Below are 14,998 nucleotides of genomic sequence, written 5' to 3'. Positions count from 1 at the left end.
CCACCCCTGCCCCGGAGGCACCCATGCCGTACGCCCAGAGCCCGCTCCGCCCCGTCCGCCGCCGCGCGGCCCAGGCGCTGGCCGTCACCGGGGCGGCCGCCCTCCTGCTCACCGGCTGCGGCTCCTCCGGCTCCTCCTCGTCGTCCGCCCCGTCCTCGAACGCCGCCGCGGACCCGGCGAAGGCGGCCGACGGCGGCAAGCGCACCGTCAAGGACGCCACCGGCAAGGCCGTCGAGGTCCCCGCCGAGCCCAAGCGGATCGTCACCCTCACCCAGGAGGACCTGGACGCGGTGCTCGCCCTCGGCGTCAAGCCGGTCGGCATCACCAACGGCCAGGGCCTGGCCGAGCCGCCCGCCTACCTCAAGGACAAGGTCCAGGGCGTGCCGGTGGTCGGCAACCTGCTGCAGCCGGTGATGGACAAAGTGATCGCCGCCAAGCCCGACCTGATCCTGGCCGGTGACATGCAGGACGAGCAGGTGCTCAAGCAGCTGCGCGAGATCACCCCCGCCACGCTCGTCACCATGGCGCCCACCGACGACTGGAAGCTCGCCTTCCGGGGCATCGGCAACGCCGTCAACAAGCTCGACCAGGCCAACAAGGTGATCGACGACTACCAGGCCAAGGCGACCAAGGCCGGGGCGGACCTCGGCAAGAACAAGGGCGCCGCCGTCTCCATCGTCCGCTGGAACCCGACCGGTCCGAGCTGGATGGAGAAGAAGCAGTTCGCCAGTGGGGTCGCCCTCGACATGGGCCTCACCCGCCCGGCCGCCCAGGACAAGGACGGCAACGCCCACAGCCCGGCGCTCAGCCTGGAGAAGCTCGCCGAGATCGACGGCGACTGGCTGTTCCTGTCCACCCTCACCGACGACGGCAAGGCCGCGCTCAAGGACGTCCAGTCCAAGCCCGCCTACCAGCAGTTGAACGCGGTGAAGAACGACCACACCGTCACCGTGGACGGTTCGGTCTGGTCCACCCGGGGCGGCCCGCTGGCGGCCGACGTCGTCATCGGGGACCTCGGCAAGGCGCTGGCCGGGTCCTGAGTGCTCGCGACCGACGGGGGGATCCCGCCATGGAGTTGACGGTCCAAGGCGTCACCGCCGGGTACCGGCCCGGCCGTCCGGTGCTCGACGGCATCGACCTCACCGTGCCCGCCGGACAGGTGGTGGCCGTGGTCGGCCCGAACGGCTGCGGCAAGTCCACCCTGCTGCGGGCGGTGGCCCGACTGCACCGGCCCGACCGCGGCCGGATCCTGGTCGGCGGCGAGGACGTCTGGCGGCTCGGCCCGCGCCGGGCCGCGCACCGGGTCGCGCTGCTGCCGCAGAGCCCGCAGGCCCCCGAGGCGGTCACCGTCGCCGGACTGGTCCGCTACGGGCGCCACCCGCACCAGGGCCTGTTCCGCCAGTGGTCGGCCGAGGACGAGCGGCGCACCGCCGACGCCCTGCGCGCCACCGGCGTCGACGCCCTCGCCGACCGCCGGCTCGACCAGCTCTCCGGCGGCCAGCGCCAGCGCTGCTGGCTGGCCATGGTGCTCGCCCAGGACACCCCGGTGGTGCTGCTGGACGAGCCGACCAGCGCGCTCGACCTGGGCCACGCGGTGGAGGTGCTGGAGCTGGTCCGGGCGGTCGCGGCGGGCGGGCGCACGGTGCTGATGGTGCTGCACGACCTCGCGGCGGCCGCCCGCTACGCCGACCTGCTGGTCGCGCTGCGGGACGGCGCGGTGGTGGCCTGCGGGCCGCCGCGGGAGGTGGTGGACGCGCCGCTGGTCCGGGCGCTGTACGACATCGACAGCCATGTGCTGGCCGCGCCGGACGACGGGGCGCCGGTCATCGTGCCGCGGGCGCCGCTGGGCTGAGGGCGCCGTCGCCGCGGACGGGCGGCGTCACCCCACCCGGGGTGGCGCCGCCTTCGCGCGTTCGGCGTCCGGAGCGTTCGGTGTCCGGAGCGTTCGGTGTTCGGAGCGTCCGGCGCGTTCGGTGTCCGGCGTGGGCCGGGGCCGTCGCTCGTATCCGATCGACCACTCGTTCGAGTGGTTTCAACTCCCCTGCCCCTCGGCGAGCTCCCCCCGACCGTCGGCTTGTCAGTACCCCTCGCTACGTTCCTCGCATCGCTGGTCAACAGGCTGATCGGAACGATGTTCCCCGGTGGGAGGAGTACGGCCGTGGCATGGGTGGAGACGGGCGCGGGAGGGTACCGCGTCGCGCTCGACGGAGAAGGCAGGGTGGTGTGCCGCAACGCGGCGGGCCGCGAACTCAAGTCCCTTCCGTCGAAGCTCGGTGACGACCCGGTGGTCACCCAGCTCAAGCAGCTCGCCGAATGGCTCGCCGCGCACGAGCGGCGCTGCCAGGAGGACGTCGAGCGGTGGATGGTGCGCTCGCTGCCGGTGCCCGCCGCCGTGCTCGCCGCCGTCTGGCCGGACGAGGCCTGGCGGTCCGTCCTGCGGGACGTCGTGGTCACCGGCCCGGACGGCGCCGTCGCCGGCTTCCTGCGCGACGCGGACGCCGAGCGCGGCCTCGGCCTGGTCGACCTGGACGGCGACACCGTGCGCCTCACCGACGGCGAGGTGCTGATACCCCACCCGGTGCTGCTCCCGGACCTCGACGAGCTGCGCGAGTTCGCCGTCGAGCTCGGCGTCTCCCAGCGCGTCCAGCAGCTCTACCGCGAGGTCTGGCACCGGCCCGAGGAGCCGTCGGCCGGCACCGAGGTCACCGCGTACGCGGGCGGCCGCTACCGCGAACTGCGCGAGCTGATCGGCCGCTGCACCCGGCTCGGCTGCCGGGTCCGCGGCGGCTCGGCCGTGCAGTCGATCACCGAGGGCGGCCGCACGGTCGAGGCCCGGGTCTGGGTCGGCGACTACTACGAGTACGACGCCTGCGAGACGGGCGCGCTGAGCTGGGCCGGCCCGGACGGCCGGGCCCTGCCGCTCGCCGAGGTCGGACCGGTCGCCTGGTCCGAGGGGATGAGGATGGCCGCCGCCCTGTACGCGGGCCGCACGATCGAAGGGGAGGACGACGCCGCATGACCACCAGCCCGACCACCACGACCACCGCGGGCCACGGCCCCGCCGCACCCGAGGCGTTGCTCGACGCCGGCGCCGTGCTGCCGGCCGGCACCCTGCCCGGCGCCGGCCGCCCCGACAGCCCCGCCGACGTGCTGACCGCCCGCGGCTACACCCACCCCGCGCTCGACGGCCGCCGGATCGTCCGGCTGGTCCCCGGCGCGCTCGGCCGGGCCGAGGACCTCGCCGTCGAGTTCCTCGGCCTCACCCCCGACGCCGAGCCCGCCGAGGTCGGCCAGGTCCGTCAGGAGGCGCTCGGCTTCCCCGCCTGGGCGCTGGTCCACGACCCCGCCAACGGGCACCACGCGCTCGCCCTGGTCAAGGAGTTGGAGCGGCTGGCCCGCCAGGCCAAGTCCAAGCCCGGCGCCGCCAAGGACGGCTTCGACGAACTCGCCACCCGGCTCGGCCGCGCCGTCCCGCACTTCCTGCCCACCTTCTGCGAGGAGGTCGGCCGGATCTTCCTCGCCCACGGCAACCAGACCTACGCCGCCGCCTGGTTCGGCAAGGCCCGCGAGGCCGAACGCACCCACACCCTGCCGGTGGACGAGGAGCGGCTGCGCGCCGTCTTCCTGGAGTTCGCGCTGGCCGGCGCGCTCACCGTCAAGTCCCTGCGCCAGTACGTCAAGGAGCTCGCCGGGCGGCTCGACCCGCAGACCGCGTGGCAGCGCTTCCGCCAGCTGTGCACCGAGCGCTCCGCGGCCGGCATGGCCCCGTACGCCGGGGTCGCCGAGGACGCCCGCGCCCTCGTCAAGGCCGCCGGGCTCGACCGCGCCGAGCACGAACGCGCCCTGCTCGCCGAGCTGTTGGCCTCCCCGGCGGTCAACCGGGCGCCCGCCGCGTTCTGGAAGTCCTGGCACGGCACGCTGATCGAGCTGGGCCGCGGCGACGCCGAGGTCCGCGCCCGGCTGCTGGAGCTACTGCCCGACCCGGCCTCCTCCGCCGACGACTCCGCCCGGCACGACGCCGTCTGGCTGGAGGTGCTCGCCGCCACCGGCGCCGAGGACCTGCTCACCGGCCCGCGCGCCGAGGGCGCCGAGCCGGCCGCCGCCTGGCTCCAGCGCTGGTGCCACCACCTCGGCCGCGGCTGGGGCAGCCGGCCCGGCTGCCCCGCCTCCGTCGCCCTGGTCGGCCGGATGGTCGAGCGGTTGCGCGCCGACGCCGTCCCGGTCGACCTGTTCACCGGCATCCGGGCCGGCCACACCCGGCTCGACCTGTTGGACGTCCTGCTCGCCGCGGGCGTCCCGGTCGCCGACCCGCCGGCCGGCCTGGGCATCGACCTGCGCGGCTGGATCGGGCAGAGCGGCCCCGACAGCGCCACCCTCGCGGCCGTCGCCGCCGACGACCGCTTCCGGCCGCTGCTGCGCCGGTCCGCCCCGGCCGCCTGGGAGACGGCCGTCCAGCAGCAGGCCGCCGTCCTGCCGCTGCTGAACGAGCTGTTCCGGGAGTGGGCCGAGGAGCGCGCCGCGGACCTCGACGCCATCCGCGGCCTGGCCGGCGCCGCCGACCTGGTCCGCTCGCTCACCCTGCACCGCACCGCCATCCGCACGGTCGCCCCGGCCGTCGCCGAGCGGATCGCCGCGCTCGACGTCACCGGGCTGCTCACCCGCGCCCTCGGCGCCGGCATCCTGGACGAACTCGGCTGGCCCGCCCTGGAGGAGGCGCTCACCGCGCTCGCCGACCCGCCCGCCCCCGACGCCCTCCCGGTCACCGCCCCCGGCCACCGCCGCCAGGGCCTGAACGGCCTGGTCGTCGAGGACGCCTGGCCGTACCTCGTCCTCCTCCGTCACAACCGCGCCCTGGTGGTCGGCCCGGAGGGCGTCCTGCTGGAGCACACCCTGCGGGTTCCCCCGCTGTCGGGCGTGCGCAACCGGGTCCGGCTGCGCCTGGTCGACGGCGAGCTCCTGGTCGTCTGGTACGAGGGCAACCAGCAGAAGGCCTACTGGTCCGGCCGACCGGACCAGGTCTTCGAACTCGCCGGCCGCACCATCGCCGGCTACCACTACGGCGACCACCACCCGGACGACACCTCGCTCCCGCTGCCCGGCGGCGGCCGCACCACCGGCGCCCGCCCGCTGCACCCCGGCGACACCCGGCTGCCCGAGGAGCACCCCGTCCTCGGCGACGGCACCGGGTACTGGACGGTGCGCCACGCCCAGGACGGCACCCCCGTCCTGCGTGAACTCGACCCGGCCACCGGCACCCTGGGCCGGGCCGCCGAGCCGCCCCTGATCGCCGCCACCGCCTCGGCCGGCCGGCTGGTCGCGGACAGCGCCCGGCTGCTGCCGATGCAGCCCGGCCTGGAGGGCACCCCGCTCGGCACCGACGGCACCGTGCTCGGCAGCTGGATCCGCCGCGAGCCCGGGCGCGCCGTCACCACCTTCACCGCCGACGGACAACGCCTCGTCCTGCCGATGCACGGGAGCGACGACACCCACGTCCTCCCGGTCGGCCGGCTCGCCCTGCCCGGCGCACCGGGCCCGGTGGTCAGCCGCAGCGGCGAGTTCCTCGACCTCGGCCTGCCCGACCTCGCGGACCGCTCCGACCGCACCGCCGACCTGCGCTCCTGTCGCGCCGGCGAACTCTCCGCCGCCGGCACCGCGTTGATCCCGCCGTTCGACCACTGGCACGCCCTGCGGCCCCGCGACGAGGCCGGCTCCCGGGTGCTGCGCGCCCTGACCACCGAGCAGGCCGCCCGGCTGATCGACCTCGCCTGGCCCGAGGACGCCGAGCCCGTCCCGGCGGACGAGCAGCGCTGGCTCACCGTCCAGGGCGTCCGGCGCCCGCTCGCCCAGCGCGGCGAGGCCCGCAACAGCCTGCCGGTCGAGGCGGTCGGCGCCGCCCTGCCCGGGATCGGGCACCCGCTGCTGCTCGCCGGTGTCGCCGGGTTCGCCCGCGCCGCCGCCGACCTGCTCGACCGGGTCGCCCGGTTCGTCCCGCAGCCGGAGGCCGACCGGCCGAGCAAGGCCGAGGCCGCCGAGTGGCGGCCCCAGCACGGCCGCGACCACGAACTGCGCGACGCCGTCTGCGCCGTCCTGCCCGAGACGACCGGCTTCGGCAACTCCTGGGGCACCGCCGAGCGCCACTGGACGCTCAACAACCTGCGCGCGGTCAGCGCCGTGCTCGCCGCCCCGCCCGCCGCCGACGGCGAGGGCTGGACCACCCCGGCCACCGTGGCCCTCCGGGGCGGCGAGGCCAACCAGGGCTGGCTGCACCTGCTCGGCCGGGTGGACGTCCTCGCCCACGCCATCGCCAACCCGCTCACCCCGGCGGCACACCGCTCCTCGCTGGTGCTGCTGCTCGGCGAACTCACCAAGGGCCCGCTCGCCGACCGCGGCGCCACCCTGCGCGCGGTCCTCCTCGCCGAGACCGACGAGCGCGCCAAGGGCGGCGTGCGGCCGACGGACTTCCGCCAGGGCGAGGTGCTGCGGCACGGCGACCGCACCGTGGTGATCCTCGGCCACCGCTACCAGCGCCAGGACGGGACCGTGCACTGGCTCGCCGTCGACCACGACCCTAGCGGCGAGTTCGGTCCGGTCGCCCACTTCACCACCGTCACCGAGCGCAGCACCGAGGAGCGGGTCAGCGCCGCCTGGGCCGCCAAGTTCTGGCGGGTCGCCGCCCTGCGCGGCAGCGTCCCCTGGCAGCCCGCGCTCGCCGCCGCGTTCGCCGAACTCACCGGCATCGGCACCGCCCGGGCCACCCTGCTGCTCTGCCCGCCGCCCGGCCTCCTGCACTGGGGCAACGTCGAGGTGCCGGCCGAACACGGCCTCAAGTCCGCCGAGGTCAAGGCCGCCCACGCCTGGCTGCGCGGGCACGACCAGAACGCGCTCGCCGACGTCTGGGGCGCCCTGGTGCCCACCGACGACCCGAAGCGCCTGTGGACGGAGGGGCCCGACCTCGCGGCCGGCGCCGCCGCCTGGCTCCGGCACTTCGGACGGCTCGTCACCCTCCCCGAGGAACTGCTGCCCGGCGTCCAGGGCGTGCCCGTCGGCCGGATCGAGGCGGTGCTCAACCCCAGCCGCACGCCGTGGCTCACCCGCACCACCACCTACCGGCTGATCACCGAAGGCCGGAGCACGCCCCAACTGGAGCCCCAGGACGCGACGGCCGCGCCCGGCAACGGAGACGTCGCCGGCACGATCGACGCCCTGCGCTGGCTCGCCTACCACCTGCCCGCCGACAGTCCGCTGCGCCCGCCGCTGTCCGAGAGCGCCGCCGCGCTGCGCGCCCGACTCGCCGACCCGGAGCTGCTGATCAGCCTCGGCCCGGTCCGCACCGCCAAGGGCGGCGCCGTCTCCGCCGTGCTGCGCGGTCACTTCGGGCTGCCCGCCGAGGGCGGCGCCGACCCGGACGGCCTGGTCCGCTGCGGTCCGGCCGTCGTCCTCAGCCCCTACCACGCCGAACTCGAACAGCTCTGGCTGCGCCCGGCCGGCCTCACTGGCCCCGACGACCCGCTGGTCGAGCTGCTCCTCGGCCTCGGCGACGGCTACTGGACGGGCGTCGAACTGACCGCCGTACGCGCCGTCCTGAACGGCGAAGCGGAGCGCCTGGCCTCCTCGGTCGACCTTCCGTCAGCCGGAACCGCCGACGGCCCGCTCTGGTTGCAGAACCCGCAGCTCAGCGTCCCCGCACTGGTCGCCGAAGCAGCCCGCGCCCACGGCCTGGGCGAGGACGCCGCCACGCTCTACCTCCAACTGCTCGCCCTGCCCGACCCGACCGACCGCAACGCCGCCCGCTGGACGGGCTGGAAGCCCGCCCGGCTCAAGCGCGCCCGCGCCGAACTCGCCGCCGCCGGCCTGGTGCTGGAGGCCAAGCGGGCCCGGGCCGGGCGCAGCCTCTTCCTGCCCGGCGGCTGGCAGGAGGCCAAGGCCCCCGCCCTCCCGGTGGAGACCTGGAAGGCCGCCCTGTACCACCTGCCCACCCACCGGCCGGTGCTGCCGCACCTGCCCGTCCCCGAACTGTTCGCCCGCGCCTGGCAGCGCACGCTCGACGGCGACGCCCCCGGCTACGAAGAGCTCCAGACCAGCAAGCGCAGGAAGGCCCGCCGATGAGCACCACCGTCACCGTCCCCGAGACCCCCGTCCGGCAGATCGTCCCGCCCGAGGAGAAGTACGCCGCCGAGCTGGAGTTCCTCGCCGCCCACGACAGCGGCCCGCGCCCGCCCGGCTGGCACCTCACCCCGCGCGCCGTCGTCACCTTCGTGATGGGCAGCGACGGCGAGAAGCTCAAGGCCGGGCGCCGCGGCCTCGTCATCGAGCCCAAGTTCGTCGGTGAACGCGCCCTGGTGGAGCGCTGCGTCGTCACCCTCGCCGGGGAGCGCGGCCTGCTGCTCGTCGGCGAGCCCGGTACGGCCAAGTCGATGCTCTCCGAACTGCTCGCCGCCGCCGTCTGCGGCACCAGCGCGCTCACCGTCCAGGGCACCGCCGGCACCACCGAGGACCAGCTCAAGTACGGCTGGAACTACGCCCTGCTGCTCGCCAAGGGCCCCAGCCGCGAAGCCCTCGTCCCCTCCCCGGTGCTCACCGCGATGACCACCGGGGCGGTCGCCCGGGTCGAGGAGGTGACCCGCTGCCTGCCCGAGGTGCAGGACGCCCTGGTCTCGCTGCTCTCCGAACGGCGCATCGCGGTACCGGAGTTGGCCGGCACCCCGGACGGCCAGCTGCACGCCGCCGCCGGCTTCACCCTGATCGCCACCGCCAACCTGCGGGACAAGGGCGTCAGCGAGATGTCCGCCGCCCTCAAGCGGCGGTTCAACTTCGAGACGGTCGGCCCGATCGGCAGCCTCGCCGCCGAGGTCGAGCTGGTCCGCCGGCAGTCCACCACCGCCGTCGCCCGGGCCGGGGCCGGCTACGCCGTCGACGACGCCGTCCTGGAGGCCCTGGTCACCGCCTTCCGAGACCTGCGCACCGGCCGCTCCACCGAGGGCTGGGAGGTCGAACGCCCGTCCACCGTGATGAGCACCGCCGAGGCCGTCTCGGTCGCCACCGCGCTCGGCGTCACCGCGGCCTACCTGCCCGACGGCGGCGACCTCCTCGGCCGCCTGCCCGGCCAACTCCTCGGCGTCGTCCGCAAGGACGACCCGGCGGACGCCGCCCGGCTGCTCGGCTACTGGGACGGCCCGGTCCGCCGTCGCGCCGAGCAGGGCGCCGCCACCTGGCGCACCCTGTGGGACCTCCGCTCGGCGCTGGAGGCCTGACGATGACGAGCAGCGCGGTGCAGCCCGGGGTCGGCCCCGTCCCCGGCCCCGGCGCCAGCCCCGGTACCGACCCCGACGTCCGTGCCGAGACGGAGCGGCTGGCCGGCTCCGGTACCGACCGGCCCGGGCCCTACCTGATCGGCGTGCGCCACCACGCGCCCTCCCTCAGCGCGGTCCTGCCCGCGCTGCTCGACACCGCCCGGCCCGAGGTCGTCCTGGTCGAACTACCGGCCGAGTTCCAGCCCTGGCTCGACCTGCTCGCCGACGAGGCGACCGAGGCCCCGGTGGCCCTCGCCGCCGCCCCGTCCGGGCGCTCCGACGGCTCCGGGCCCTCCGACGGCTCCGGCGGGCTCGCCTTCTACCCGTTCGCCGACTTCTCCCCGGAACTCGTCGCCCTGCGCTGGGCCCGGCGCAACGGCGTCGAGGCCATCGCCTGCGACCTTCCGCTAGCCCACCGCGCGGGCCACCGCTCCACCGCCCACCGCGCCGGTCCCGACGGCCCCGACGGCCCGGCAACCCCCGGCGTCGCCGACGCGCTGCGCCACCGCCTCACCGGCCGCGCCTCCGACGAGGACCTGTGGGACCGCCTGGTCGAGACCGCCGCCCCCGGTTCCACCCCGGAGGCCGTCCGGCGCGCCGCCCTGCTGGTCGGCTGGGGGCTGCGCCACGACGCGGAGACCGGCCCCGGCGTCGACCCGTACGACCTGCGCCGCGAAGCCTGGATGCGGGCCCGCATCCGGGCGGCCACCGCCGACGGGCGCCGGACCGCCGTCGTGGTCGGCGCCTTCCACGCCCCCGCCCTGCTCGACGGGCCGACGGCCCCCGAGCAGCCGCCCGGTCCGGACGACCCCGGCCACGTGCTCTCCCTGATCCCGTACACCTACCCGCTGCTCGACGCCCGCTCCGGCTACCCCGCGGGCATCCGCGACCCGGAGTGGCAGCACACCGTCCTCGACGCCGGGGGCGACCCGCAGTACCTCGCCGAGGCCCTCACCACCACCGCCGTCCGGATCTGCGCCGCGCTGCGCACCCAGGACCACCCCTCCGGCCCGGCCGACGCCCGTGAGATCGTCCGGCTGGCCGGCGACCTCGCCCGCCTGCGCGGCCACGCCGCCCCCGGTCGCGGCGAACTCGTCGAAGCCGTCCAGACCGTCCTCGCCCAGGGTGAACCCCTCGGCCGGGGCCGGGCCGTCGCCCGCGCCCTCGAACAGGTCCTGGTCGGCACCCGCACCGGGCGCCCGACCCCCGCCGCCCCGCGCAGCGGTCTCGCCCCGGCCGTCGAGAGCCTCCTCGCCGAACTCGGCCTCCCCGGTCCCGCCGACCCCGGCCCGCGCGAACTGCGGCTCGACCCGTTGCGCAGCCCCCTGGACCGCCGCCGCGAGATCCTCTTCCACCGCCTCACCGCCTGCGGCGTCCCCTACGCCGATCCCGTCCCCACCACCGGGCCGGGCGGGACCGAAACCCTCGGCACCCGCTGGCGCCCCCACTGGACCCCGACGGTCGCCGCCCTCCTCACCGTCGCCGGCACCCGCGGGGTCACCCCGGCCCAGGCCGCCGAGGGCTTCCTCCGCGCCCACCTCACCGACGACCCCACCCCGCGCGAGGTCATCGACGGCCTCGCCGACGCCGCCGCCTGCGCCCTCCCCGCCCTCACCACCACCCGCCTCGGCCAACTCACCGCCACCCTTCCCGCCGGCGCCACCCTCCCCGACCTGCTGGACGGCCTCGCCCTCCTCGACCGGCTCACCGCCGGCCACTTCCCGACCACGGATCCGGCCCTTCCACCGGTCGACGCCGAGTCCGTCCGCGTGGACCGGTCCACCCCGTTCGAGGAGGCGGTGGAGGTGCTGACGGCGGCCGCCGTGCGGCAGGTGGAGGGACTGGGCGGGTCGGACGATCCCGGGGACGCGCGGGCGCTGGTGGAGCTGGCGCGGCGGGCGGACCGGTCCGGCGGGGTGCGCCTGGGCCATGTCCTGGGTGAACTCGCCGAGCGGGGAAGCCCGTTGGTGCGGGGTGCGGCCGGTGCGGTCCGGGTGCTGCTCGGGCAGGAGCCGGCCGAGGCCTTCGGCGGGCGGGCCGCGTCCTGGGTGGACGGGGCGACGGACGTACGGGCGCGGCAGGTGCTCGGCCGGTTGCTGGTCGGGGTGCTGACGGCCGCAGAGGGCCTCTTCGACAGTGCGCCCGAGGCGCTCGAACCGCTGCTGGAACGGGTCGGTTCGCTGTCGGACGCCGCGTTCCTGGACCGGCTGCCCGCGCTGCGCGGCGGCTTCGACACGCTCAGCCCGGCCGCCCGTGACCGCCTGCTGTCCCTGGTCGAGGAGCGCCTCGGCTCGCGGCTGGCCGCGCTGCCGGAGCAGACCGACCCCGCGCTGGTGGCCCGTTGGGTGCGCGCGGACCTGGCGGCCCGCCGGGTGCTGGCCGGTCGGGGCCTGCTGCCTCCCGCGGCCGGACCGGGCGAGCCGGGCGAGCCGGGCGAGCCGGGGCCCGTCCCGGTGCCCGCCGGGCAGTCCTCGCCCACCGGCCACGCCCTCGCTCCCGCCGAGCGCTGGCGGCTGCTGCTCGGCCGCCCGGGGACGGGCGGCCTGACCGGCCGCGGTGCCCGACTCGCCACCGCCCTCGACGAGTTGTACGGCCGGGGGCACGGCGAGGGCTCCGGCCCGGGCCTGGACGACCGGGCCGGCCGGGGCGGGCGGGGCGGTGGCCGGGAGACGCCGTTCCCGGGGGTGCGCGAGTGGGCCGAGGAGTTGGAGGCGCTGTTCGGCCCGGGGGTGCGGGAGGAGGTCCTGGCCGCCGCGGTCGCCCAGGGCCGGACGGACGTCCTGGAGGCGATCGACCCGTCCGCCGTCCGCCCGTCCGTCGAGCTGCTGCGCGCGGTGCTGGACCACGCGGGCGGTCTGCCGGAGGCCCGGGTGGCCGGGCTGCGTCCGCTGGTGCGGAGACTGGTGGACGAGTTGAGCCGGGAGCTGGCGACCAGGCTGCGCCCGGCGCTGACCGGGATCAGCGTCCCGCGCCCGTCCCGGCGCCCGGGCGGCGGGCTGGACCTGCACCGGACCATCCGGGCCAACCTGGCCACCGCCCGTCCCGGACCGGACGGCGAGGGCACCCTGATCGTGCCGGAGCGTCCGGTGTTCCGGACCAGGGCGCGGCAGGCCAACGACTGGCGGCTGATCCTGGTGGTGGACGTGTCCGGGTCGATGGAGGCGTCCACGGTCTGGGCGGCGCTCACCGCCTCGATCCTGGCCGGGGTGCCCTCGCTGACCACCCACTTCGTCGCCTTCTCCACCGAGGTGCTCGACCTGACGGAGCGGGTGGCGGATCCGCTGAGCCTGCTGCTGGAGGTGCGGGTCGGCGGCGGCACCAGCATCGCGACCGGGCTGCGCTACGCGCGCGGGTTGGTGACGGTGCCGTCGCGGACGCTGATCGCGGTGGTCAGCGACTTCGAGGAGGGCGGCCCGGTGAACGGGCTGCTCGCCGAGACCCGGGCGCTGGTGGACTCCGGAGTGCACCTGCTCGGCTGCGCGGCGCTGGACGACACCGGGACGGCCCGGTACTCGAAGGCGGTCGCGGGCCGACTGGTCGCGGCCGGCATGCCGGTGGCGGCACTGAGTCCATGGGAACTGGCCCGCTGGGTGGGGGAGAAGGTGCGATGAGCGCGACGACGTGTGAGAACGACTGGCCGGGCGTCCGGCCCGAGGTGGTCGCCGAGGTGGTGTCCGGGCTGAGCGCCCGCCTGCAGAAGCGGCTGGACGCCGCGGTGGCGAAGCTGGCGCAGCGGCCGGTGAGCCGGTCCGGCGACGAGTGGCGGGTGCCGGTCGACGAGGAGGCGTCGCTCGTCCTGCACGCCCCCGGCGGGGTGGTCGTCGGCCCGGACGACGTCCGGTGCGGCTGCCTGCTGGCCCCGGCCTGCGTGCACCGCGCCGCCGCCGTCACCCTCTGCCCGCTGGCCGAGGCCCCCGAGCCGACGGAGCCCGCACTGGCGGCTTCGGTACCGCCGGAGCCCGTACCGACGGCTTCGGTACCGACGGCCTCCGTCCCGACGGAGCCCGGGGGCGACGAACCGACGGCCACCGAGCCGCCCGAGCCCGCCGCCCTGACCCCGGCCGAACTCGCCGCCGCCCGCCACCTCCACCGGGCCGCCTGCGCGCTGCTGGCCGCCGGGGTGAGCGGTGCGGGCGCCGTGTCCCAGGCCGAACTGCTGCGCGCCGCCCACCGGGCCCGGGTGGCGGGACTGTACCGACCGGCCGCGGCGGCGGTCGCCGTGGTGACCAGGATCCGGGCGGCCCGCTCCGGTGCGCCCGACCACCGGCTGGCGGACCTGGTCGCCGTCCTGCGCGACCTGCTCGGCCTCACCACCGCCCTGACCGGCCCCGCCCTCGCCGCCGATCCGGCGTCCGCCGCCTCCGCCCCGCTCGGCGCGCTGCGCGGCACCGCCCGCCAGAGCTACGCGGAGGAGGGCGGCCTACGGCTGTACGGGCTGTTCGCCGAGCCGGTGCTGACCGCCACCCACGCCGGTGCGGTCAGCTGGGCGGTGGACACCGGCGGGCGGCTGAGCACGGTCGCGGAGGTGCTGCCGCACGGTGATGCGGCGGCCGCCGCGCCGCTGGCCGTCGGGGCGGGCAACCGGACGGTGCGGCTGGGTGACGCGGCGCTCAGCCACCGCGAGTTCAGCCGTGCCGGGCTGGCCGTCCAGGGTGCGACCAGGTCGGTCGCCGGCCGGCTGGGGGCGGGTGCCTCGGTCCGGGCGGTCCGCGCGGCCGGGGCGGACTGGACGGCGGAGCCGGTGGCCCGGCTCTGGTCCGAGCCGCCCGCCGCCCAGGTGGCGCGAGCGCTCGCGGCGCAGGAGCTGCCGTACGAGAGCCGCCCGGCGGGGAGCGACCTGCTGTTCCTGGACGTCACCCTGCTGGGGGCGGCCCCGAGCGGCCCCGGCGGGGCGCTCCAGCTGCTGGGCCGTGCCTGTACCCGTACCGGCGGGAGCGAGCCGGTGGTCGTGCTGCGCCCGGGGCACGAGCATCCCGGCCTGGCCTTCCGCGCCAATCTCGCGCTGCTCGCCACGGCCCCCGGCCTGCGGTTGCGGCTGATCGGCCGGCTGGAGCGGGCCGACCGCCCGGAGCTGCGGGTGCTCGCGATCGGCACACCCCCGGACGCCGCCGCCCCCGACGCAGCCCCCGCCCCCGACGCGGACCGGGGGGAGTCCCACCGCCTCGTCCTCCCGGGCGACCGGGCCGGCCGGATCAACCTCGGTCTGGAGCGCCTCCAGACCGCCGACCTCCAGACCGTCGAGCGGTCGGCCGGGCCCGCACCGGAGCCGCTCCCCGTCGCGCCGCCCGTCGGCCCGCCGGTGCACGTGCTGGGCCGACGGGTGGAGCAGACGGTCACCACCGGCCGGTCGGCCCTCGCCCCGAGCCCGGCCACGGCGGCGGCCGACCTGGGCCTGCTGCGCGCCGCCGGTCTGGCCACGGCCGCCGACCTGCTGGACGGTCTGCGGGCGGCCGGGGCGAACCGGCCGCGCGACGTGTTCGGCCGGATCGTCCAGGACGACCACGACGCCTTCGCCACCGCCTGGCTGGCCGCCGCCGGCTACACCGAGGCACTGGCCGTCGCGCTCTGCTCCGCCGCCTGGGAAGACGAGGAGGTGCCCCACCCGGCCACGCCGTGAAGCCGTGCCGTGAAGCCGTGCCGTGAAGCCGAGTCGTGAGCCGAGGCACCGGCCGGTCCCCGAGCCGAAGTATTTGCAGAGACCGATAATC

At 77.0% G+C, this 14,998-nt stretch carries 7 protein-coding genes; all 7 read left to right on the top strand.

Annotated features, from left to right (window positions below):
• The first annotated feature begins 23 nt into the window (after positions 1 to 23).
• The 7 genes from ABTZ03_RS20460 (at position 24) to ABTZ03_RS20430 (ending at position 14,907) form a co-directional block, all read left to right on the top strand.
• A complete protein-coding gene (locus ABTZ03_RS20460) occupies positions 24 to 1,040 on the top strand; it encodes an ABC transporter substrate-binding protein (protein ID WP_350514431.1) in 1,017 nt (338 codons plus the stop codon).
• Positions 1,041 to 1,069: 29 nt separating this feature from the next.
• Entirely contained in the window at positions 1,070 to 1,852 is a 783-nt protein-coding gene (locus ABTZ03_RS20455) for an ABC transporter ATP-binding protein (protein ID WP_350514430.1), read from the top strand.
• Positions 1,853 to 2,158: 306 nt separating this feature from the next.
• On the top strand, positions 2,159 to 3,019 hold the full coding sequence (locus ABTZ03_RS20450) for a DUF4132 domain-containing protein (RefSeq protein ID WP_502894523.1): 861 nt from the start codon (positions 2,159 to 2,161) through the stop codon (positions 3,017 to 3,019).
• Positions 3,016 to 8,106, top strand: a complete 5,091-nt coding sequence (locus ABTZ03_RS20445) for a hypothetical protein (protein ID WP_350514429.1) — start codon at positions 3,016 to 3,018, stop codon at positions 8,104 to 8,106. The genes ABTZ03_RS20450 and ABTZ03_RS20445 overlap by 4 nt, the downstream gene beginning before the upstream one ends.
• Entirely contained in the window at positions 8,103 to 9,251 is a 1,149-nt protein-coding gene (locus tag ABTZ03_RS20440; protein WP_350514428.1) for an ATP-binding protein, read from the top strand. Before ABTZ03_RS20445 ends, ABTZ03_RS20440 begins: the two co-directional genes overlap by 4 nt.
• A gap of 2 nt (positions 9,252 to 9,253) precedes the next feature.
• Positions 9,254 to 12,901: a DUF5682 family protein gene (locus ABTZ03_RS20435; protein WP_350514427.1), complete on the top strand. Its 3,648-nt coding sequence runs from the start codon at positions 9,254 to 9,256 to the stop codon at positions 12,899 to 12,901.
• Entirely contained in the window at positions 12,898 to 14,907 is a 2,010-nt protein-coding gene (locus ABTZ03_RS20430; RefSeq protein WP_350514426.1) for a hypothetical protein, read from the top strand. The genes ABTZ03_RS20435 and ABTZ03_RS20430 overlap by 4 nt, the downstream gene beginning before the upstream one ends.
• Positions 14,908 to 14,998 lie beyond the last annotated feature (91 nt).

This window comes from Kitasatospora sp. NPDC096077 (assembly GCF_040303245.1).
Taxonomy (GTDB): Bacteria; Actinomycetota; Actinomycetes; order Streptomycetales; family Streptomycetaceae; genus Kitasatospora.
This window is presented reverse-complemented; position numbering and strand designations above follow the sequence as displayed.